This is a genomic window from Bradyrhizobium sp. BR14999 (genome assembly GCF_056106085.1).
In genome coordinates this window covers 5,680,645-5,699,212 of record NZ_CM148536.1, presented here as the reverse complement: position 1 = coordinate 5,699,212, position 18,568 = coordinate 5,680,645, and the positions used below count along the sequence as shown (strand labels likewise).

Below are 18,568 nucleotides of genomic sequence, written 5' to 3'. Positions count from 1 at the left end.
CCTGAATCAAATACTAAATATGGTGGATTGTGGGGGATAACAGGGGTCTCGGCCGCGCCTGTTGTGGAGCCAAGTATCAGTGAGTCCTCAGGGATTCCCAACCGAAAAAATTTGCATGCCGTGATGCAGCAGGCGCTTCATCCCGCTGTTCACAGGGCAGCTATATTTTTGGGCGATGGGATTGCGTCAGTGGGACTCACGTAGCCCTACGGAAGGTGAGGGCAGGCATGCCCGCCAAGGCGGTGGTTTGCGCCGCGAATCCGCGCCAAGCTGAGCCCGATTTTGCCGGACTGCCCCCATGCATGATTCGACGAGGCCGGTGCAGCGACCGCGCATCGCCCCCGCCGGCCTGATGTTCCTCGCGATTACCTCGATCGGTTGGGGCTTCAACTGGCCGGTGACGAAATTTTTGCTCGCCGAGCTGCCGCCGCTGACGCTACGCGGGGTGACCGGCGTGCTCGGCGCCGTGCTGCTGGCGCTCCTTGCGGTGACGCGCCGGCAGAGCCTGCGGGTGGACGGCGCGATCTGGCCGCGCTTACTGACCGCCGCCGTGCTCAACGTTACCGGCTGGATGGTGCTGATGGGCCTGGCGCTGCTCTGGCTGCCGGCGAGCGAGGCGGCGTTGATCGCCTACACCATGCCGGTCTGGGCCTCGATCATCGCCTGGCCGGTGCTGGGTGAGCGGCCGACGGTCTTGCGCACGCTGGGGCTGGTGATGGCCTTTGCCGGCCTTGCCTCGATCATGGGCGGTAACGGCATTGCTGCCAGCGCAGAAAAGCTGCCGGGCATCATCATGGTGCTGTGCGGCGCGCTCGGCTTTGCCCTCGGCACGGTGTTCTCGAAGAAGTACCCGATCCACCTGCCGCCGATCACCGCCGCGGCCTGGCAGATCGGGATCGGCTGCCTGCCGATCTCGATCATCGGGCTCCTGGTCGAGACCACGCATCTTTCGCAGGTGACGCCGGTCGGCTGGTGGCTGCTGGTCTATTCGGTCGTCGGGCAGTTCTGCATCGCCTATGTCAGCTGGTTCGCCGCGCTGGCGCGCCTGCCGGCCTCAGTCGCCGCGATCGGCACCATGGCGGTGCCTGTCATCGGCGTCGTCACCTCGGCGATCGCGCTCGGCGAGCCGCTCGGGCCAGGGCAGATCGCGGCGCTGATCTTCACGCTTGGAGCCGTCGTGCTGGCGACGCGCTGAGATCTTCACCTCTCCCTTCGGGAGAGGTGATCCGAATTCGGGGCGACCACATCGATCTAGCAAAGCGCATCTCGCGCTAGCTCGCCGCCATCCCGCCGTTCAATGCCTTCCTGATCATCTCGGCGAGCTGGTTGCGGCGGTAGGGTTTTGTCAGCAGCATCACGCCGTCGTCGAGCTTGCCGTGGTGGACGATGGCGTTGTCAGTGTAGCCGGAGGTATAGAGCACCTTCAGGCCCGGCCGGCGCTTGGCCACCTCCTCGGCGAGCTCGCGGCCGCTCATGCCGCCGGGAATGACGATGTCGGTGAAGAGCAGATCGAACGGCTGGCCGGCCTCGATCAATTGCAGCGCGGCCCGGCTGTCGGGCGCGGCCACCGTCTTGTAGCCGAGGCTCTGGAGCTGCGCGGTGACGAAGTTGCGCACCAGCGTGTCGTCCTCGACCACGAAAATGGTCTCGGCGCCGCCTTCGGCCTGCGGCGCGACCGGAGCCGCCATGTCCGCCGTGCCTTCGCCCGGCGGCAGATAGAGCTTGATCGTGGTGCCGTGGCCTTCCTCGCTGTAGATCTTGATGTGGCCGCCGGACTGCTTGACGAAGCCATAGACCATGGACAGGCCGAGGCCCGAGCCCTTGCCGACCTCCTTGGTGGTGAAGAACGGCTCGAACGCCTTCTGCTGGACGTCGGCCGGCATGCCCGTGCCGGTATCGCTGACGGCGAGCATCACGTAAGGACCAGGCCGTACGTCCGGATTGTTCTGCGCATAGGCCTCGTCGAGCACGACCCGATGGGCCTCGAACAGCACCTTGCCGCCGTTCGGCATGGCGTCGCGGGCGTTGATCGCCATGTTGAGCACGGCATTGGTGAGCCGAGACGGATCGATGTGCGTCGTCATCGGCCCCTGTTCCAGCACGGTCTCGATCTGGATCTGCTCGCCGAGGGTGGGGCGAAGCAGTTTTGCGATGTCCGCGACCGCAGTGCTGATCTCGACGTTGCGCGGCTGGAGCGGCTGCCTGCGCGCGAACGCCAGCAAATGCTGGATCAGCTCGGCGCAGCGCTCGGCGGCATCGTCGATCAGCCGTGCCGTGCTCTGGAGCTCGGGCTGGCCGTTCAGGCTCTCCACCAGCGTCTCGGTATTGCCGGAGATCACGGTCAGCATGTTGTTGAAGTCGTGCGCGACGCCGCCGGTCAGCTTGCCGATCGCATCCAGCTTCTGCGACTGGTACAGCTGCCGCTCGGTCTCGCGCGAGGTGGTGGCATCATGATAGACCAGCACCGCGCCCGAGATATTGCCTTGCCCGTCCAGCATCGGCCGGCCGCTGATCATGAGATGGCGGGGAGGATTGCCGCCGTGCGGGCGGACGATCATCTCCAGCTCTTCGAAGTGCTCGCCGCGCAGCACGCGCGTCGACGGCAGTTCGTCGGCCTTCAGCGGCGTGACGCCGTCGCCGTGATAGACGTCGGACAGCGCGCGCAGATTGCGCAAATTCATGCCGGCGCGATGTAACAAGATGCGCTCGGCGGCCGGATTGGACAGCAGGACGGCGCCCTCGGTATCGATGACCAGCACCGCTTCCGCCATGCTGCGAAAGGTGCTCTGGAGCACGTTGACCGACAGGCGCAGTTCGTCATGGGCTGCGACAAGATGCTCGGTGCGCTCGGCCACCGCCGCCTCGAGTGCCTCTTTGGCGGCCGTGGTCTCTGTCAGCGTGCTCTGGAGCTGTACCGTGGCGCGCTGGCTCTCGCGCATCACCAGCGCGACCAGGAGCAGGATCAGCACGGCGCCTGCAACGTCGATGCCGAGCAGCACGGTCCCGGTGCGGCGCGAGTCCTGGGAGCGCGCTGTGAGCAGGCGCTCTTCCTCGGCGCTCAAAAGGTCGAGATTGCCCATCACCGTGTCCATGAGGCCGCGACCCTCGGCCTTGCTGTTGAGCGCGGCAATGCCGGCCTGATCGTTCTCGGCACGCAGGCGCATCGCTGCGGCGGCAATCTCGACCCGGCGCAGCGCCAGCGGCTCGGTGCCCTCCAATAGCGCCACTTGATCCCGACTATCGCGCACGTCGCGCTTGAGGTCGGCGAGGGCCGGCGCGATCTGGGCGCGTACCGCCTGAAACTCGTCGTTGAAGCCCGGGCTGCGATAGAGCTCGTAGCCGCGCGCTGCGCTCTCGGCGCGGCGCATCAGCACGCGCAGATCGGAGATCTTCTTCTGCACCTGGACGGTGTGATTGACCCACGCCGCATCGGACCGCGACTTGACGTCGAGGGCGATCGAGGCTGCGGTGATGATCAGGAGGATGGCTAGTCCAGCACCGAGAATGACGCGCTGCGTTGGGATCAAGGGGCTTCTTTCTTGTCCTTCGGCTGTGCGCTCCCGCCCGCGCCGGTGAGGCATTCCCGGATCGTGGTCAGCAGCGCGTCCGGAGTGAACGGCTTGCGCAGGCAGCGGGTCGCGCCGAGCTCCAGCGCCATGCGGAGAAAGTCGGGGGAAGGCGAGGCGGACGAGGCGAAGGCGTAGCCGGACATCGCGATCAGCGGCGTGGCGGGCGCGCGCTCGTGAAAGATGCGGATGGACTCGAAGCCGCGCATGTGCGGCATGAAGATGTCGACCAGCATCACGTCGAAAGTCTGTGTTTCGAGCGCAGCCAATCCCGCTTCTCCGCCGTCGGTCAACGTGACGTCGAAGCCCTGACGTTGGAGGAGGACCTCGATGGTCGCGCCGACCATCGGATCGTCATCAACCACGAGAATACGCGGCATGACACTTCCCAGTAATCGAAGTCCCCACTGTGGTTTGTGATATCCGCGAATCGTGGGTCGGGTCAATTTTGGATTGGGTCAACGTAGATATGCACGGCGCAGTGCATAAAGGTCCGACTGCGTCGCGTAGGGGGCGTCACAATCGGCGAGTAACGTTTCCGCAAAGCCCGTGAGGGTCGATCGACACGCGAAAGGCGCCGCATCGCTGCGACGCCTTTGCTTCAAATGTCATCGATAAATGTCATCGATCGGCTTAGGGGCAGGGATGACGCTGGCCGTCATAACCGAGATAGGTCCCCGAAGCCGGGTCGTACGATCTGTAGCGCTGCGCGCAATAGGCCGCGGAGTCGTCGCCGCTGTCGGGCACCACCGCTACTGACGGCTCATCATAGTAGCTGTCGCCGTAGTAGTAGGGGTCGTCGTAATAGCCATAGCCACCGCCATAATAGGCGTACGACCCGAGGCCGCCGATCGCGGCGCCTGCCGCAAAGCCGGGCCAGAAGCCGCCGCGATGATGATGGCGCCAGCCGCCGCTCCAAGTGCCGCCACTGCCGCTCCAAGTGCCGGACGGGGCGGTTGCGACGCTGGTGCCGCTGACGGTCGGGGAGATGGCGGGTCGGCTCACCGTGCCGGCCGCGAAACTGCCACTGCTTGGACGTACTGCGGTTCCGGCCGCGAAACTGCCACCGCTTGGACGCGCCGCGGGGCCAGCCGCGAAACTGCCGCCGCTTGGACGTGCCGCGGGGCCGGCCGCGAAACCGCCGCCACCCATGCGTGCGCCGCCTCCGCCGAGGTGAGCACCGCCTCCACCGCCGCCGACATGGGCGCCACCGCCCACGCCAGGACGATTCTGAGCAAAGCTCGGGCTCGCCAGCGGAAGAACCAGCGCCATGGCCGCGGCGGCACTCAAGACTTTCAGACTTTTCATGATCAAGCTCCTTTCCCGGAAGCCAACCCTGCGAAATGGCAGTGGTTCCTGGATCACGCCGGTTTGCATGCGTGCAGGAAGCGTCTCACCTGACCGCTGTACCCAGGATGAACGGATCGCGTCCGATTTGCGGCAACGCCCGTGTCGGGGGCACCGCATTTGCGGAGAGCGCGGCTGCTCCTGCCGAACTGGACATTTCTGCGCCCGGATGGCATCAGGACCCGACGAAGCAGGGCCCTTGCCGCATGAAACAATTCTTCCTCAAGTTCTTCACCTGGTGGAATGGCCAGACGTTTGGCACCCAACTCTGGACCAAGCGGTACGGGGAGCTGGTCGGCCAGGACGAGCAGGGCAATCTCTATTATCGGACCCGCGGCGGGGCCATTGATCCGACGCTCGGATTCGAGCGGCGCTGGGTGGTCTATAACGGCTATGCCGAAGCGAGCCGCATCCCGCCGTCCTGGCACGGCTGGATCCACCACGTCGTCGATGTGCCGCCGACCGAGGCCAACTACCAGCCGCGCGAGTGGGAAAAGCCGCACCAGCCGAATCTCACCGGTACGGCGAAGGCCTATCGTCCCTCGGGCTCGACGCTCGCCAGCGGCCGGCGGCCGAAGGCGACCGGCGACTATCAGCCCTGGACCCCGGGCAACTGAGTTCTGCCCACTCGTCATTGGATGCACGCGCATCGGCCTCGCAACCGCTGTGGACAACGGGAACAGCGGGGATGCCGCATGCGCCGGCGTTGTGCTCACGCGAGCGATGCGGCTCAATGGTCCCATCTTACGGAGATGGGAGACCATCGCGTTCGGTTCGGGCTACAGTTCGCGACTGTCCCGAGATGCAGCGGCCGCCGAGTAAGGACTCGATCGGGAGATAGGCCCCCGGTCTGGAAGTTCCGAAATCGCCCGATGGAATGTGCAGCCGCCGTAAGACAGGAAAGGCCGCTTGGGAAACCGAGCGGCCTTTTTCTTTGAGGCACTTCGTCAGCCGGTTTGTGCGCCTCAGTCGTAGCGCACCTTCGGGAAGAAGTCGCCGCGGCCTTCAGGCGTCATGTCAAGCAGGCCCCAGAGCGGATCGACCAGATCACCGGCGCGATGATGCTGCTTCGGCGCGGGCGGCGCGAAACTCATCTCCGAGCCCCAGAAGTGCCTGATCTTGCCATTCGCTTTCCTGAAGACGTTGAAGATCGTCTCGTCCCAATTCTGCCCGTCGGGAACGTGGTGCTGCGCGCGCATACCCTTAGAGAACTTCGAGGTGTCGCCGAAGTAGTCCGCATCAAAGGTGTTGCCGGCCGTGGACAGCAGCGACAGATGTTCCCAACCTCGTTCGTGGGCCCAGGCTGCGAGACGCGCGATCGGCGATTTCGCAACGATGTGAAGCGCTGCACGCTCGCCGACATGCCGTGCGGCGCCGTCGAGCCCGTCAAGCAAATGGGTGCAGCCGGGGCAGGGCAGCTCGCGCTCCGGCCCATACATGAAGCTGTACAGAACCAGCGTTTCATGAGGGCCGAACAGCTCCGACATCCTGACCTGTTCTGGCATGCTCGTTTTGCCGATGCGTTCGAAGACGTAATCTTGGAGCACCTCGCCGCCGAGCGGTAGCGCGCGACGCCTGGCGGCAACGGCCTCAATCTGAGCTCGGAGGGCAATCTCCTCATCCAGCAGCGCATTTCGCGCGGCACGATACTCAGTGCTTTCATTGGGGTAGTGGAGATGCTCCATGATTGCGCTCCGGATGCCGTGAGTTTCGTGCGGGTTTAACTCCTCCCCTAAAACCTCAGTTCCACCACCGAAGGTGGAACGTCTACATCACCCGCGCCGCCGCGCGCTTCACGGCTTCGAGTCGGCGCGCCTGGTTTTGCGCGCCGCGCTCCCGGAGCAGGGCCAGCACCTCAGCGGGCGCGGTGTCGGGCGAGCCGGAGTTGAACGGTGGAGCGGGATTGTATTCCATCTGGAGCTGAATCGCTTCCGCCGCGGTGCGGTCAACCAGGATCGACACCAGCGTCAGCGCGAAATCGATGCCGGCGGTGACGCCGCCGCCGGTGATGCGGTTGCGGTCGATGCAGACGCGCGTCCTGGTCGGCGTTGCGCCTAACCGGCCGAGCATCTCCATCGCGCTCCAATGGGTGGCGGCACGGTAGCCCTTCAACAGGCCAGCGGCGCCGAGCGCCAGCGCTCCGGTGCAGACCGAGGTGACGTATTTGGCGTCTCCGGCCTGCCGACGCAGGAATTCGAGCACCTCCTCGTCATTGAGCAGATCGTTGACGCCGCCGCCGCCGGGCACACAGATGACGTCGAGTTGCGGACAGTCCGCAAAGGTCGTGGTCGGCGTCAGCGTCAGGACGGAATCGCTCGGCACCGGTTCGATCCGCTTCCAGATCAGGTGCAGCTTGGCGCCCGGAAGCATCGCGAACACCTGCAAGGGACCGGTGAAGTCGAGCTGGGTGACGCGCGGAAACACCAGGATTCCGATCTGGAGCGGTGACGACATGGGAGCTTCCGAAAATGAGCTTGACGCCGGCAGGATCGCATGGTGCCCTTCTGTCCAAAATGGCATAATTCCCTCACTTTCGGACATGACCATGATCGGCATCCTGATCTTCCCGGACTTTCAGCTGCTCGATGCGGCGGGCCCGATCTCGGCGTTCGAGGTCGCCGCGCGCTGCACCGGCAAGGCGCCCGGCATTCGCGTGCTGGCGGCGAAGGCGGGACTCGTGCGCAGCTCGTCGGGCGTCGAGATGATGGCACGTGATTTCAAGTCGGCGAATGCGATCACGACGCTGGTCGTGGCCGGCGGCGCGGGCGTTGCGGATGCCGCGCGCTGCGAGGCCACGCGCGCCTTCGTGCAGCGGCTGGCAAAGCGTGGCGTGCGGGTCGCGAGCGTCTGCTCAGGCGCCTATGTGCTCGCCGAAGCGGGACTGCTCGACGGCCGCCGCGCCACCACCCATTGGGGGCGGACGCGCGATTTCGTCGCACGCTATCCCAAGGTGAAGTTCGAGCCGGACCAGATTTTTACCCGCGACGGCAATGTCTGGACCTCGGCGGGAATCTCCGCGGGCATCGATCTCGCGCTCGCGATGGTTACCGAGGACCACGGCGAGGAGATCGCGCAACAGACCGCGCGGCACCTCGTGCTCTATCACCGCCGCAGCGGCGGCCAGTCGCAATTCTCCTCGCTGCTGGAGCTGAAGACGCCGAACGGGCGCTTCGGCGCGCTGTTGTCCTGGGCGCGCGAAAATCTCGACGCGCCGCTGACGGTGGAAGACCTCGCCGATCGCGCCGGCATGAGCGCACGACATTTCGCCCGCGCCTTTGCCGCCGAGACCGGCACGACACCGTCCAAGGCGATCGAGCGGCTCAGGCTCGAGGTCGCACGCGAACGCGTGCAGTCCTCGCGCGAGGCGATCGAGCTCGTTGCGGAAGTGACCGGATTCGGCGACCCCGAGCGAATGCGGCGCGCCTTCATCCGCGCCTTCGGCCAGCCGCCGCAGGCGCTGCGGCGCGCGGCGCGGGCAGGCTAGGGCGTTTGCTCTGCGGAATGGCGAGGTCCGCATTGCCACAATGGACTAAACCGCTCGCGCGGTAGGGCATGGTAGCTGGCAGCGCAGCTGAGAGGATAGCGCGACGAGGCGTCCTGTCTTGAGATGAGGGGTTCGCAACCTTCACCCAAGACAGGAGCCCCCCATGACCGACGAGGCAGTAAGCCCACTGCGCCGGCGCATGATCGAAGACATGACGATCCGGAAGTTCGCAGCCAAGACCCAACATGACTATGTTCAACGGGTCAAGCATTTCGCCGCGTTTCTCGGGCAATCACCCGATCTTGCGACCTTCGAGGACGTGCGTCGCTATCAGCTGCATCTGGCGACGGGCGGCGCCGGCGTGCCGACCATCAACCAGGCTGTCTCGACGTTGCGGTTCTTTTTCAAAGTCACCTTGAAGCGCCACGATATCATCGAGCACACTCAATTCATTCACGAGGCACGCAAGCTGCCGGTGGTACTGAGCGTGGAGGAAGTGGCACGGCTGCTCGATGCCGCACCGGGGCTCAAATACAAGGCGGCTCTCAGCGTGGCCTACGGTGCCGGGCTGCGTGCCAACGAGGTCGTCTCGCTCAAGGTCTCCGATATCGACAGCAAGCGGATGATCATCCGCGTCGAGCAGGGCAAGGGCGGCAAGGACCGCAATGTCATGCTGTCGCCCAGCCTGCTCGCGCTGCTACGGGCCTGGTGGAAGATGGCTCGGCCGCAAGGCTGGCTGTTCCCGGGCCGCGATCCGGCGCAGCAGATGACGACGCGCCAGCTCAATCGTGCCTGTCATGCCGCCGTGCAGATGGCGGAGATCAAAAAGCGCGTGTCGCTGCACACATTGCGCCACAGCTTCGCTACTCACCTCCTGGAGCAGAACGTCGACGTCCGCGTCATCCAGGTGCTGCTCGGCCACGCCAAGCTCGATACCACCGCGCTCTACACCCGCGTCGCCACCAAGACCATCAGCGAGGTCATGAGCCCGTTGGAGCACATCGCTCTCAAGCTCAAGGAGGCGCGGCCGCCCGGCTGACGCTGGGCACCTATGTCTCGCCCGGCTCTGGAGGTTGCGGATATCTTCCGCAGCCATGGCCCGGCATGGCGTCACGCCCATGCCGGCCATGTCAGCCTCGACCAGTTGAAGGTGATGTCGGCGATCGAGAGTTGCCGCACGGCAGCTCTCGGCGGCCATGTCGCGCGCTGCGAGGACTGTGCCTACACGTCCATCGCCTACAATTCCTGCCGCAATCGGCACTGCCCGAAGTGCCAGGGCGCCGCGGCGAAGCAGTGGCTCGCCGACCGTGAGGCCGAACTGCTGCCGGTGCCGTATTATCACGTTGTGTTCACGGTGCCGGCCCGGATCGCCGACATCGCCTATCACAACAGGGCCACCATCTACGATCTGCTGTTCAAGGTCTCGGCCGAGACCATGCTGACGATCGCCGCCGACCCGAAGCATCTCGGCGCCAGGATCGGCATTACGTCCGTGCTGCACACCTGGGGCTCGGCCATGACCCACCACCCGCACGTCCACATGATTGTGCCGGGCGGCGGCATCTCGCCCGACGGCCAGCGCTGGGTGGCCTGCCGGCCAGGGTTCTTCCTGCCGGTGCGTGTGCTCTCACGCCTGTTTCGGCGGCTGTTCCTCGAGCGCCTTGCCGCCCTCCACCAGGCCGGGCGCCTGAGCTTCTTCGGCAACGACGCTCATCTCGCCGGAGCACAATCATTCGCCGCGTTGCTCACAGCGTCGCGCAAGACGGAATGGGTCGTTTATGCCAAGCGTCCGTTTGGCGGTCCCGAGGCCGTGCTGGCCTATCTGTCGCGCTATACCCACCGCGTCGCTATCGCCAACAGCCGCCTGATCGCCCTCGGCCGGCACGGCGTCACCTTCAGCTGGAAGGATTACCGGGTCGAAGGCTACGACCGTCAAAAGCGGATGACGATCGCTGCAGACGAGTTCATCCGCCGCTTCCTCATCCACGTGCTGCCAAAGGGCTTCCACCGCATCCGCCACTACGGTCTGCTCGCGCGGAGCGCCTGCGCCGACAACGTTGCACGCGCGCGCGAACTGCTCGTCGTCAAGGATCGTAAGGATGAGCCGACCGAGACTGTCGTCGACAGCGGCAGGCCGCCGTGTCCATGCTGCGGCGGCCGCATGATCGTCATCGAGGTCTTCGAACAAGGCACAACGCCTCGCCATCAAGCGACCCCGCCAACCAGCGCCATCAGGATCGATACCTCATGAGCGCGCAACCGTCGCTCTGCAAAGCAGTTCGCCATGCCCGCCGCTCATCGACCGGCCACAACGGCATACGCCCCAACGGTCAGCTGTCGTCGCCAATCCGCCGACGATTGATCACGTTCGAAGCCATCTACCCATCATTCACCAGCCCCGCTACCCTCGCGCAGCTCGCTGCATTGCTTCGAACTCCATCGGCCAGTTCGCCCGCAGAGCTCAAATCCCCATAGAGCCCGCCGCACCCTTCCTGCCCACCATGCGCGGTTTCCTCCCTTGGAGGCTTTCGGACGCCGGCCGCCGAATGTGCCGCGCCATCAGTCATGCGGCCGGCATCCGAAACCCTTCACAAAAGCGGACGTCAACGAGGCAAAGGCGAATGTCCGCCTTGGGTCCGGAAGCGGACGATCAGATCAGCTCGAATATGAGCGATCGCGACGACTACGCAACTAGCGAGTCCGCCGCCGTCTTACCAGCCAGTACACCCCGTATCCGATCGCGAGAATAGGAAGGCCGGCACCTGCAATCGGTCCGGCGGCTCCCCTCGTTTGGCCGGGCGCGCTGGGACAATTCCCATTGCCGTTGCAAGCTGAGGCAGACGGCACGGTCGTCATCGCCAGAGTCAACGCAAATGCTGCTGCGGAAAGAACGCCCCAGGTGACCTTCATGGATCCGCTCCCCTTCCTAAGTTGCGCTTAGATTGCGCTCCGCCGAGCGGTCTGCGATTTAAGATAAAACATTTTATTTGCCATTTAAAATTAAAAAAATAACCAAAGTTAACCGGCGTTGTGTGTCTGAATGCCGCATGACTGCTTCGGGTTCCACAGGCGACATTCCGAGCTGGGACCGCCTGTCCGATTACGCGAGAAAGCAGACATCCTGGATTATGCGTACTGCTTAGATCGTCCTATTTGCCGCCGCCCCGCTCGACGTATCTGCACGCGCGGTCAAGCGCCGGGCGATCGGCATCAGCAGGTACGGCGCGAGATGAATCGGAAACTGCGTCAGCGCGAAATAGAGCCAGGTCGTGGCCGGCAGCGCGCCGGCGGTTGCCGCCAGCATCAGGCCCAGATTGCGCTGTGACACCATCAGGCCAATCGCGAAGGCGCGCTCGGTGCCGATGCGGCGGAAGATCAGCGTCGTGACGGCGAGCAGCGTGAAATAGACCGCAAAAGCCAGCAGCGCGACGGCGATCGTGAACAGGGGATCGGTGATGAGGTCGGTGGCGACGTCGCCCATCACCGCGGAGGCGAACACCAAGAGGATGACGATGTTGATGCCGTCGATCGGCCGCTTGTGACGCTGAATCGCTGCGGTGCCGAACAGGCGGCGGATGATCGTCGCGGCCAGCAGCGATGCGGCGAGGATGCCGAGCAGCTTCAGGCCGAGCGTCAGCGGCGCGATGCTGAGCATGCCGCCGAGAAAGAGGCTGGCGAACAGCGAGGCGGTGAAAGGCACGAGCGCGGTCGAGGTCACCAGCGTGACCAGCACCAAGGTGGCATCGAGGCCCATCAGCGCGGCAAGGGCCGGCGCCGCCATCATCGGCGAGGCCATGCCCTGGAGCATCAGCGCAAGCGCAAGGCCGGGCGAGCTATTGGTCAGCCCGGTCGCGTAAACGGCCAGGGCGACGATCAGCGGCACGCCGATCGTGGTCCAGGCCGCGGCGGCCGCGACCAGCGCCGGCCGGCGCAGATGTCCGTACAGCGCGACGAGATCGACGCGCATGAAGGAGATGCAGAGCAGAAGGAAGATCGCCTCGGTGACATAGGGACGCAGCAGCGCACCGAGCGGCGGCACCGCGACCGCGATGAACGCGATGGCCGCCACCGCGCGCGTGCCCTGACCGCCGAGCCATGTCAGCCCGCGCAGGGGGAGAGCGAAGACGGTTTGAAGAACGGAGGGCATGCGGAACGGCGTCAGCCCAGCGCCTTCAGCCACGCGCCGATCTCGCGCACGGCGACATTGGCCTCTTGCAACAATCTTCCCATCGTGAAGAAGCCGTGGAACTGACCGGGATAGTGCTTGGTAGTCACGGGTACACCGGCCTGCTTCAGACGCTCGGCATATTCGTCGCCTTCGTCGCGGAGGGGATCGGCGCCGGCGGTCAGCACATAGGCCGGTGGCAGGCCAATGAGGCTCGCAGCGCGCGCGGGCGAGGCGCGCCAGTCGTGGATGTCGGCCGCGCCATTGAGATAGTGGTCGCGGAACCAGCGGATCACCGAATGGGTCAGCAGCACGCTGGTCTCGGGCTCGCTGTGGGAGCCGTGCGTCATCGCGAAATCGGTGGCCGGATAGATCAGGACCTGGCCCGCGAGCGTGGGACCGCCAGCGTCACGCGCGGCGAGTGCCACGACCGCGGTGAGATTGCCGCCGGCGCTGTCGCCGCCGATCGAGAGGCGCGAGGCGTCGATGCCGAGCTCATGCGCATTCGCGGCTACCCATTTGGTGGCGGCGATGGCGTCCTCGATGGCGGCAGGAAACTTGTGCTCGGGCGCAAGGCGATAGTCGACCGAGATCACGATCAGCGCGCCTTCGACCGCGAGCTGGCGGCAGACGACGTCATGGGAGTCGAGATCGCCGATCACCCAGCCGCCGCCGTGGAAGAACACCAGCGCCGGCGACAGGCCATCGCGCCGGCGCGGTTCCTTCGGAACGTAGAGGCGGGCGGGGATCACGCCATGCGGCGCCGGGATTGCGAGCTCTGCGACGCGGGCAAGCTCCGGCGGCTCGGGGTTGGTGGCAAAGCGCGCCTGCGAATAATAGGCGCGCGCCTCCGGTGCGGTCAGGGTCTCGTAAGCGGGCCGGCCGGCCTCCTGGAACGCCTTGTAGACGGCGGCGGCATCGGGATCGAGCACAACGGGCATGGGGGGCGGCCTCTGGGGTTTCCAGTTATGGTTGGACTGTCGTTTCGGGGGGCGACGCCCGCCGCGGCCCCGGGGAAGGGTCTTTGCGACTATCCCATCCGGGGGCTGGTCTGGCCAGTCGGCGCAGGGCGGGGCAGGGATGCCGCCCTTCCCCCGCCGTATTCGCCGTGTTAACCGGAGGGCCTGCGAGCGGCGGTATCCCCTGTAGAATGTCCAACAAGCCCGATTCGCTGTTGAAGCCGCGCGAGATGTTCAAAACCCTTTCCCTGACAGGCCTTGCGGCGCTGCTGGCCGCCACCGCGCTCACGGTTGCGACGCCGGCCCAGGCGCAGATCGGCACGATTTTCTCCGATCCGCCGCCGCTGCGGCCGCCCGGCAACATTCCACGCGGCCAGCCGCAGCCGCAGCAGATCCCCGACGACGACGAAGAGGTGCCGGAGCTGCCGCCGCAGGGCCGGGTGCTGCCGTCGCGCCCGATGCCGCCGCCTCCGGGCCGGCAGGGCAATGTGATGCCCGGGCCGGTCGAGACCCAGCCCCTGGCGCCGCCGCCGGGCTCCAGCGTCGCGCCGCCAAACCAGCCGCCCTCCGCGGCGATCGCCCCGCCCAGTCCGCAAGGCGCGCCGGGTCAGCGCCAGCCCCAGCAGAAGGGCGCACCTGGCACGGTCCCGCAGACGCCGGCGAGCCTCCAGCCGGGCGACGAGGTCGTGACCGAACCGCCGGCCCAGAAGATCGTGAACAAGAAGGCGACCTTCTCCGGCCTCGACAAGATCACCGGGCGTATCATCAATTTCGACGAGGAGATCGGCGAGACCGTCCAGTTCGGCGCGCTGCGGGTCAAGACCGACGCCTGCTATACGCGGCCGGCAACTGAGGCCACCAACACCGACGCCTTCGTCGAGGTCGACGAGATCACCTTGCAGGGCGAGGTGAAGCGCATCTTCTCGGGCTGGATGTATGCCGCAAGCCCCGGCCTGCACGGCGTCGAGCATCCGATCTACGATATCTGGCTCACCGACTGCAAAGAGCCGCAGCAGACCATTGCCACCGCCGCGCCGGACCCCGCGGCCAAGCCGGCCCCGCCACCGCCGCCCGCGCAGAAGAAGGCTGCGCCCAAGCAGGTGCAGCAGCGTCCGCCGCAGCCTCTGCCACCAATCCAGCAGCAGCAACCGGCCCCACCGCCGCCTCCGCCACCAGAGCAGCGGCCAGGTTTGTTCGGTATCCCCGGGTTCGGCCGGTAAGTCCGGCTATCGATCATTGCCGCGAGGCGATGATCTCGAGCGCGCGCGCCCCCAGAATCGCCTCACCGGCAGAGAGCCTCAGGAAATCGCCGGGCTCGCCGGCGAGCGCCTTGTCGAGCAGCGCGGTGTAGCGCCGCCGCGAGATCTCGACCGCGCCGAAGCTCTTCAAATGCTCGGTGACATATTGCGTGTCGAGCAGCTCGAAGCCGCCTTGGATGAGCCGCGCGACCAAGTGCACCAGCGCAACCTTCGAGGCATCGCGCGCGGTGTGAAACATGCTCTCGCCGAAGAAGGCGCGCCCCAAGCTGACGCCGTAGAGCCCGCCGACGAGGTCGTCACCCTGCCAGGCCTCGACGCTGTGACAATGGCCGAGCTCGTGCAGCCCGCCATAGAGGTCGCGGATGCGCTTGTTGATCCAGGTATCCTCGCGCCCGGCCTGCGGCGCCGCGCAGCCGGCGATCGTCGCCTTGAACGCGGTGTTGACGGTGACGCGAAACGTATCCGAGCGCACCGTGCGCGCGAGCCGCGAGGCCACGCGAAATCCGTCGAGCGGGATGACGCCGCGCAGCTCCGGCTCGACCCAGAACAGGGTCGGATCGTCGGCGCTTTCCGCCATCGGAAAGATGCCGCAGGCATAGGCACGCAGCAGCACGGCCGGCGTGATTTCAGAAGAGGCAGAGTCGCGAGACGTCATGGCGCGCGACAATAGCAGGATCGCAATGCGGTTGCGATGGGTGGCGCAAAGCCTCGCGCCAGTCAGCTCGCGGCGGCGGCGTTGGTCTTGCCGGGGGCCGGAGGCACGCGGCGGAACCTGAGCACGATGCGGGTTCCACTATGGGCGGGGTCGCGCTCGACGGAGGCATCGAGCTTGGAGGCCATGGCCGCGACGATGCGCTGGCCCATGCCGGTGGAGCGCGGATCGGCCTTGACGTTGTCGCCGACGCCGTCGTCGGTGATCGACAGCAGGAGATCCTCGCCCTGCGAGATCAGCTCGACATGGATCGGACCGGCGCCATCGGGATAGGCATATTTCACCGCGTTCATCACCAGCTCGTTGACGATGATGCCGACGGCAACCGCACGGTCCGGATCGATCTCGATCGGCTCGGCCTTCAGCGTCAGGCGCGACATCCGGTTGCCTTCGGCCGAGCGCCTGAGGTCCTCCAGCAGCGAGTCCAGATACTGGTTCAGGACCACGCTCTTCAGGTCCTGCGAGGTATAGAGGCGGCGGTGCACCTGCGCGACCGCGGCGACGCGGCCCATGGCATTGGTCAGCGCCGCCTTGACCTCCTCCTGCGCGGCGGTGCTCGCCTGAAGATGCAGCAGCGAGGCGATGATCTGGAGCGAATTGCCGACGCGGTGGTTGACCTCGCGCAGCAGCAGCTCGCGTTCGGCGGCGAGCGCGGCATAGCGGTCGCGCGAGGCGTGGATCTCGGCTTCGGCTTCCTCGCGCGCCCTCTGCAACTCGGCCTGACGCAGCGCGCCTTCGGCGGCGACGTGGAGGAGGGGAATGAAGTCGCCCTGGACGTCCTTGACCAGATAGTCGGCCGCCCCGGCTTTCAGCGCGGTGACCGCGATGCTGGAATCCTGCGACGCGGTGACGAACACGACCGGTGGCGCGTCCGGGATCGCCATGATCTGCTCGAGCGTCTCCAGCCCGTCGAGGCCCGGCATGTACTGATCGAGTGCGACGACATCGATGCCCCCCTCGGCGCCCGCGCGGCGGATGCGCTCGAGACCTTCCTCGCCGCTCGCGGCATGAATGACCCTGTAGCCGCGTCGCGTCAGGCCGCGATCGACCAGGCGCGACAGCGCCTCGTCGTCGTCGATGTAGAGCAGTGTTGGCGTGTGCTGGTTCATGAGGCGGCGGGCGGGACCTGGATGACCGAGAAGAACAGGCCGAGCTGCCGGATGGCATTGGCGAAATTCTCGTAGTTGACGGGCTTGGTGATGTAAACGTTGCAGCCGAGCTCGTAGCAGCGCTTGATTTCCTGGGAGTCGTCGGTGGTGGTCAGCACCACCACGGGCGAAGCCTTCAGATATTTGTTCTCTTTGATCTGCTTCAGGATGTCGATCCCGGTCATGTCGGGGAGGTTGAGATCGAGCAGGATCAGCAGCGCATTGCCCTTCTGCACGAGCCCGCTGCCGTCGGCACCGAACAGGTGCTTCATCGCGTCCGTGCCGTTGGCAAAGGAGACGATCTCGTTGTTGACGCCGGACCTTCGGATGTTGCGCTCGATCAGGCGGGCGTGGCCCTCGTCGTCCTCGATCATGATGATGGTCACAGGCTTGGTCATCGATCTGCCTTCCGGTTACTCACGTTCCAGGCGATCGGCAGCGTGATCGTGAAGGTGCTGCCCGCGTTCAGTTCCGATGATACCGACATGGTGCCGCCGAGGCGACGCACAAGTGCGCGTACATGCGCAAGACCGATGCCCTGGCCGGGCTTGTCCTGGGTTCCCGCGCGGCGGAACAGGTCGAATATCCGCTGGTGATCCTTCGGATCGATGCCGCGGCCGTTGTCGCTGATCTCGAAGATGGCATAGCCGAGCTTGGTGCGCCCGCGGATTCTGATCTCGCCGGGCACGCCGCTCTTCAGGTACTTGATCGCGTTGTCGATCAGGTTGGAGAAGATCTGCTCGAGGGCGAGGCGGTCGCTGATGAGGTTGGGCAGGGGCTCGACGTGAATCTCGGCCTGCGCTTCGGCGGCCTGGTGCGCCAGCGTCGACACGATGGCTCCGATCAGCTCGCTTGTGTCGATCTTCACCGGCTGGAATTCGCGGCGGCCTTCGCGGGTGAGGTTGAGGATGGCGGAGATCAGCCGATCCATCTTGGCGATCGACGTCTTGATGAAGCCGAGCGCTTCGGAGAAGTCATCCGAGAGCTGCTTGTCGGCGCCTTCGAGCACGATCTCGCCGGGGGCGCCGGGCGCCAGTGGCGGTCCGTCGGCCGGGACATGGGTGAGGCTGCCGATGCGGCGGAAGACGTCGCTGCCGAGCTCCTCGAGTTCGCTGGTGAAGCCCATGATGTTGACGAGCGGCGAGCGCAGATCGTGGCTCACGATATAGGCAAAGCGCTGGATCTCGTCGTTGGCTTCGCGCAAGTCAGCCGTGCGTTCATCGACGACGGTCTCCAGATTGATGTTGGCATCGCGCAGGCGCGCTTCGGCCTCGTCGCGGGCGCGCGCCGAGCGCCGCACCAGCCAGATCGAGATCAGCGCCAGTAGCACGACGAGGCCGGAGCCGATGCCGGTCATCGATGCAGCGAGGGTCTGGCTGCTGTCGGCATTCGCCGACCGGAGCCGGAACAGTCGCTCCTCTTCGCCGATCATTGCCTCCGCCACATTGCCGATCGTGGTGGTGGCGCCCTGGGCCGCCGCCTCCCGTGACAGTGCCGTCGCCATGTCCGGCTGGCCTTGCTTGATGGCAGCGATTTCGCGAGCGAACTGGCCCAGACGAGTCTCAATCGCCGCGCTCAGCTTCTCGATGTTCTCACGCTGCGCGGGGTTGTCGCGGGTCAGGCGCGTGACCCGGTCGAGCGCGGGAATGATCGCCGCAACGGACCTTTCGTAATCTGTCTGGAATTCGGGTCCCAGCGTGAGGAGGTAGCCGCGCAGGGCGCTTTCGGCGCGCCGGACCTCGAGCAGCAACGCGTTGATCTGGTTCTCCGCCTCGATGGTGTGGACCACCCATTTGCTGTCTCCCCGCGCCTTGTTGACGAGGTAGACCGAGCCGGCGCTGATCACGGTCAGCACCAAAAGGCCCGCCGAAAACAGCAGGATCTGCCAGAATGCGCGCCGTCGATGGCCTTCAGCCTTCACGACGGTT

17 protein-coding genes are annotated in these 18,568 nt (G+C 65.7%); 6 read left to right on the top strand and 11 right to left on the bottom strand.

The window, feature by feature from the left end; genetic code table 11:
* Positions 1 to 298: 298 nt before the first annotated feature.
* A complete protein-coding gene (locus ACR9YP_RS26625) occupies positions 299 to 1,195 on the top strand; it encodes a DMT family transporter (RefSeq protein WP_474217562.1) in 897 nt (298 codons plus the stop codon).
* Positions 1,196 to 1,271: 76 nt separating this feature from the next.
* Here the strand turns inward: ACR9YP_RS26625 and ACR9YP_RS26620 are convergent, their stop codons facing one another.
* The 3 genes from ACR9YP_RS26620 to ACR9YP_RS26610 form a co-directional block, all read right to left on the bottom strand.
* Positions 1,272 to 3,527 carry a CHASE3 domain-containing protein gene (locus ACR9YP_RS26620; protein ID WP_474217561.1) on the bottom strand — a complete coding sequence of 752 codons (2,256 nt, stop codon included), beginning with the start codon at positions 3,525 to 3,527 and terminating at the stop codon, positions 1,272 to 1,274.
* Complete coding sequence (locus tag ACR9YP_RS26615; RefSeq protein WP_091888060.1) at positions 3,524 to 3,946, bottom strand: response regulator; 423 nt, start codon at positions 3,944 to 3,946, stop codon at positions 3,524 to 3,526. Before ACR9YP_RS26615 ends, ACR9YP_RS26620 begins: the two co-directional genes overlap by 4 nt.
* Before the next feature lie 253 nt (positions 3,947 to 4,199).
* Positions 4,200 to 4,874: a BA14K family protein gene (locus ACR9YP_RS26610; RefSeq protein WP_474217560.1), complete on the bottom strand. Its 675-nt coding sequence runs from the start codon at positions 4,872 to 4,874 to the stop codon at positions 4,200 to 4,202.
* A 245-nt stretch (positions 4,875 to 5,119) separates the two neighbouring features.
* Here ACR9YP_RS26610 and ACR9YP_RS26605 point away from each other — a divergent pair, with 245 nt between their 5' ends.
* Positions 5,120 to 5,530, top strand: coding sequence for an NADH:ubiquinone oxidoreductase subunit NDUFA12 (locus ACR9YP_RS26605; protein ID WP_130220578.1), 411 nt, complete (start codon positions 5,120 to 5,122; stop codon positions 5,528 to 5,530).
* A 348-nt stretch (positions 5,531 to 5,878) separates the two neighbouring features.
* Here ACR9YP_RS26605 and ACR9YP_RS26600 read toward each other — a convergent pair whose 3' ends face one another.
* Both ACR9YP_RS26600 and ACR9YP_RS26595 read right to left on the bottom strand, forming a co-directional pair.
* Positions 5,879 to 6,598 (bottom strand): DUF899 family protein, encoded by a 720-nt coding sequence (locus ACR9YP_RS26600; protein ID WP_091888168.1) that lies wholly within the window; start codon positions 6,596 to 6,598, stop codon positions 5,879 to 5,881.
* An 82-nt stretch (positions 6,599 to 6,680) separates the two neighbouring features.
* Positions 6,681 to 7,367, bottom strand: coding sequence for a DJ-1/PfpI family protein (locus tag ACR9YP_RS26595; RefSeq protein WP_474217559.1), 687 nt, complete (start codon positions 7,365 to 7,367; stop codon positions 6,681 to 6,683).
* A 91-nt stretch (positions 7,368 to 7,458) separates the two neighbouring features.
* Here ACR9YP_RS26595 and ACR9YP_RS26590 point away from each other — a divergent pair, with 91 nt between their 5' ends.
* From ACR9YP_RS26590 to ACR9YP_RS26580, 3 genes are all read left to right on the top strand, one after another.
* Complete coding sequence (locus tag ACR9YP_RS26590; RefSeq protein ID WP_474217558.1) at positions 7,459 to 8,397, top strand: GlxA family transcriptional regulator; 939 nt, start codon at positions 7,459 to 7,461, stop codon at positions 8,395 to 8,397.
* A 163-nt stretch (positions 8,398 to 8,560) separates the two neighbouring features.
* A complete protein-coding gene (locus tag ACR9YP_RS26585) occupies positions 8,561 to 9,436 on the top strand; it encodes a tyrosine-type recombinase/integrase (RefSeq protein WP_438104197.1) in 876 nt (291 codons plus the stop codon).
* A gap of 12 nt (positions 9,437 to 9,448) precedes the next feature.
* Entirely contained in the window at positions 9,449 to 10,648 is a 1,200-nt protein-coding gene (locus ACR9YP_RS26580; protein ID WP_438104195.1) for an IS91 family transposase, read from the top strand.
* 888 nt (positions 10,649 to 11,536) lie between these two features.
* On the opposite strand, the gene ACR9YP_RS26575 is transcribed toward ACR9YP_RS26580, so the two are convergent.
* On the bottom strand, positions 11,537 to 12,544 hold the full coding sequence (locus ACR9YP_RS26575; RefSeq protein WP_474221120.1) for a Na+-dependent transporter: 1,008 nt from the start codon (positions 12,542 to 12,544) through the stop codon (positions 11,537 to 11,539).
* 11 nt (positions 12,545 to 12,555) lie between these two features.
* Entirely contained in the window at positions 12,556 to 13,503 is a 948-nt protein-coding gene (locus ACR9YP_RS26570) for an alpha/beta hydrolase (protein WP_474217557.1), read from the bottom strand.
* A 209-nt stretch (positions 13,504 to 13,712) separates the two neighbouring features.
* On the opposite strand from ACR9YP_RS26570, the gene ACR9YP_RS26565 reads away from it, so the two are divergent.
* Positions 13,713 to 14,741 (top strand): DUF2155 domain-containing protein, encoded by a 1,029-nt coding sequence (locus ACR9YP_RS26565; RefSeq protein ID WP_438108655.1) that lies wholly within the window; start codon positions 13,713 to 13,715, stop codon positions 14,739 to 14,741.
* Positions 14,742 to 14,754: 13 nt separating this feature from the next.
* Here ACR9YP_RS26565 and aat read toward each other — a convergent pair whose 3' ends face one another.
* From aat to ACR9YP_RS26545, 4 genes are all read right to left on the bottom strand, one after another.
* On the bottom strand, positions 14,755 to 15,435 hold the full coding sequence (gene aat, locus ACR9YP_RS26560) for a leucyl/phenylalanyl-tRNA--protein transferase (RefSeq protein ID WP_474217556.1): 681 nt from the start codon (positions 15,433 to 15,435) through the stop codon (positions 14,755 to 14,757).
* A gap of 62 nt (positions 15,436 to 15,497) precedes the next feature.
* The gene (locus ACR9YP_RS26555; RefSeq protein ID WP_474217555.1) at positions 15,498 to 16,601 is read right to left on the bottom strand and encodes a sensor histidine kinase; all 1,104 of its coding nucleotides are present in this window, start codon (positions 16,599 to 16,601) and stop codon (positions 15,498 to 15,500) included.
* Positions 16,598 to 17,038 (bottom strand): response regulator, encoded by a 441-nt coding sequence (locus ACR9YP_RS26550; RefSeq protein WP_091888040.1) that lies wholly within the window; start codon positions 17,036 to 17,038, stop codon positions 16,598 to 16,600. Before ACR9YP_RS26550 ends, ACR9YP_RS26555 begins: the two co-directional genes overlap by 4 nt.
* Positions 17,035 to 18,561 carry a sensor histidine kinase gene (locus ACR9YP_RS26545; protein ID WP_474217554.1) on the bottom strand — a complete coding sequence of 509 codons (1,527 nt, stop codon included), beginning with the start codon at positions 18,559 to 18,561 and terminating at the stop codon, positions 17,035 to 17,037. Before ACR9YP_RS26545 ends, ACR9YP_RS26550 begins: the two co-directional genes overlap by 4 nt.
* Positions 18,562 to 18,568: the final 7 nt, after the last annotated feature.

Excerpts from the sequence above, each read along its gene's own strand:
- ACR9YP_RS26625 (WP_474217562.1), top strand. The coding sequence starts at position 299 with ATGCATGATTCGACGAGGCCGGTGCAGCGACCGCGCATCGCCCCCGCC.
- ACR9YP_RS26615 (WP_091888060.1), bottom strand. The coding sequence starts at position 3,946 with ATGCCGCGTATTCTCGTGGTTGATGACGATCCGATGGTCGGCGCGACC.
- ACR9YP_RS26610 (WP_474217560.1), bottom strand. The coding sequence starts at position 4,874 with ATGAAAAGTCTGAAAGTCTTGAGTGCCGCCGCGGCCATGGCGCTGGTT.
- ACR9YP_RS26605 (WP_130220578.1), top strand. The coding sequence starts at position 5,120 with ATGAAACAATTCTTCCTCAAGTTCTTCACCTGGTGGAATGGCCAGACG.
- ACR9YP_RS26600 (WP_091888168.1), bottom strand. The coding sequence starts at position 6,598 with ATGGAGCATCTCCACTACCCCAATGAAAGCACTGAGTATCGTGCCGCG.
- ACR9YP_RS26595 (WP_474217559.1), bottom strand. The coding sequence starts at position 7,367 with ATGTCGTCACCGCTCCAGATCGGAATCCTGGTGTTTCCGCGCGTCACC.
- ACR9YP_RS26590 (WP_474217558.1), top strand. The coding sequence starts at position 7,459 with ATGATCGGCATCCTGATCTTCCCGGACTTTCAGCTGCTCGATGCGGCG.
- ACR9YP_RS26585 (WP_438104197.1), top strand. The coding sequence starts at position 8,561 with ATGACCGACGAGGCAGTAAGCCCACTGCGCCGGCGCATGATCGAAGAC.
- ACR9YP_RS26580 (WP_438104195.1), top strand. The coding sequence starts at position 9,449 with ATGTCTCGCCCGGCTCTGGAGGTTGCGGATATCTTCCGCAGCCATGGC.
- ACR9YP_RS26575 (WP_474221120.1), bottom strand. The coding sequence starts at position 12,544 with ATGCCCTCCGTTCTTCAAACCGTCTTCGCTCTCCCCCTGCGCGGGCTG.
- ACR9YP_RS26570 (WP_474217557.1), bottom strand. The coding sequence starts at position 13,503 with ATGCCCGTTGTGCTCGATCCCGATGCCGCCGCCGTCTACAAGGCGTTC.
- ACR9YP_RS26565 (WP_438108655.1), top strand. The coding sequence starts at position 13,713 with ATGTCCAACAAGCCCGATTCGCTGTTGAAGCCGCGCGAGATGTTCAAA.
- aat (WP_474217556.1), bottom strand. The coding sequence starts at position 15,435 with ATGACGTCTCGCGACTCTGCCTCTTCTGAAATCACGCCGGCCGTGCTG.
- ACR9YP_RS26555 (WP_474217555.1), bottom strand. The coding sequence starts at position 16,601 with ATGAACCAGCACACGCCAACACTGCTCTACATCGACGACGACGAGGCG.
- ACR9YP_RS26550 (WP_091888040.1), bottom strand. The coding sequence starts at position 17,038 with ATGACCAAGCCTGTGACCATCATCATGATCGAGGACGACGAGGGCCAC.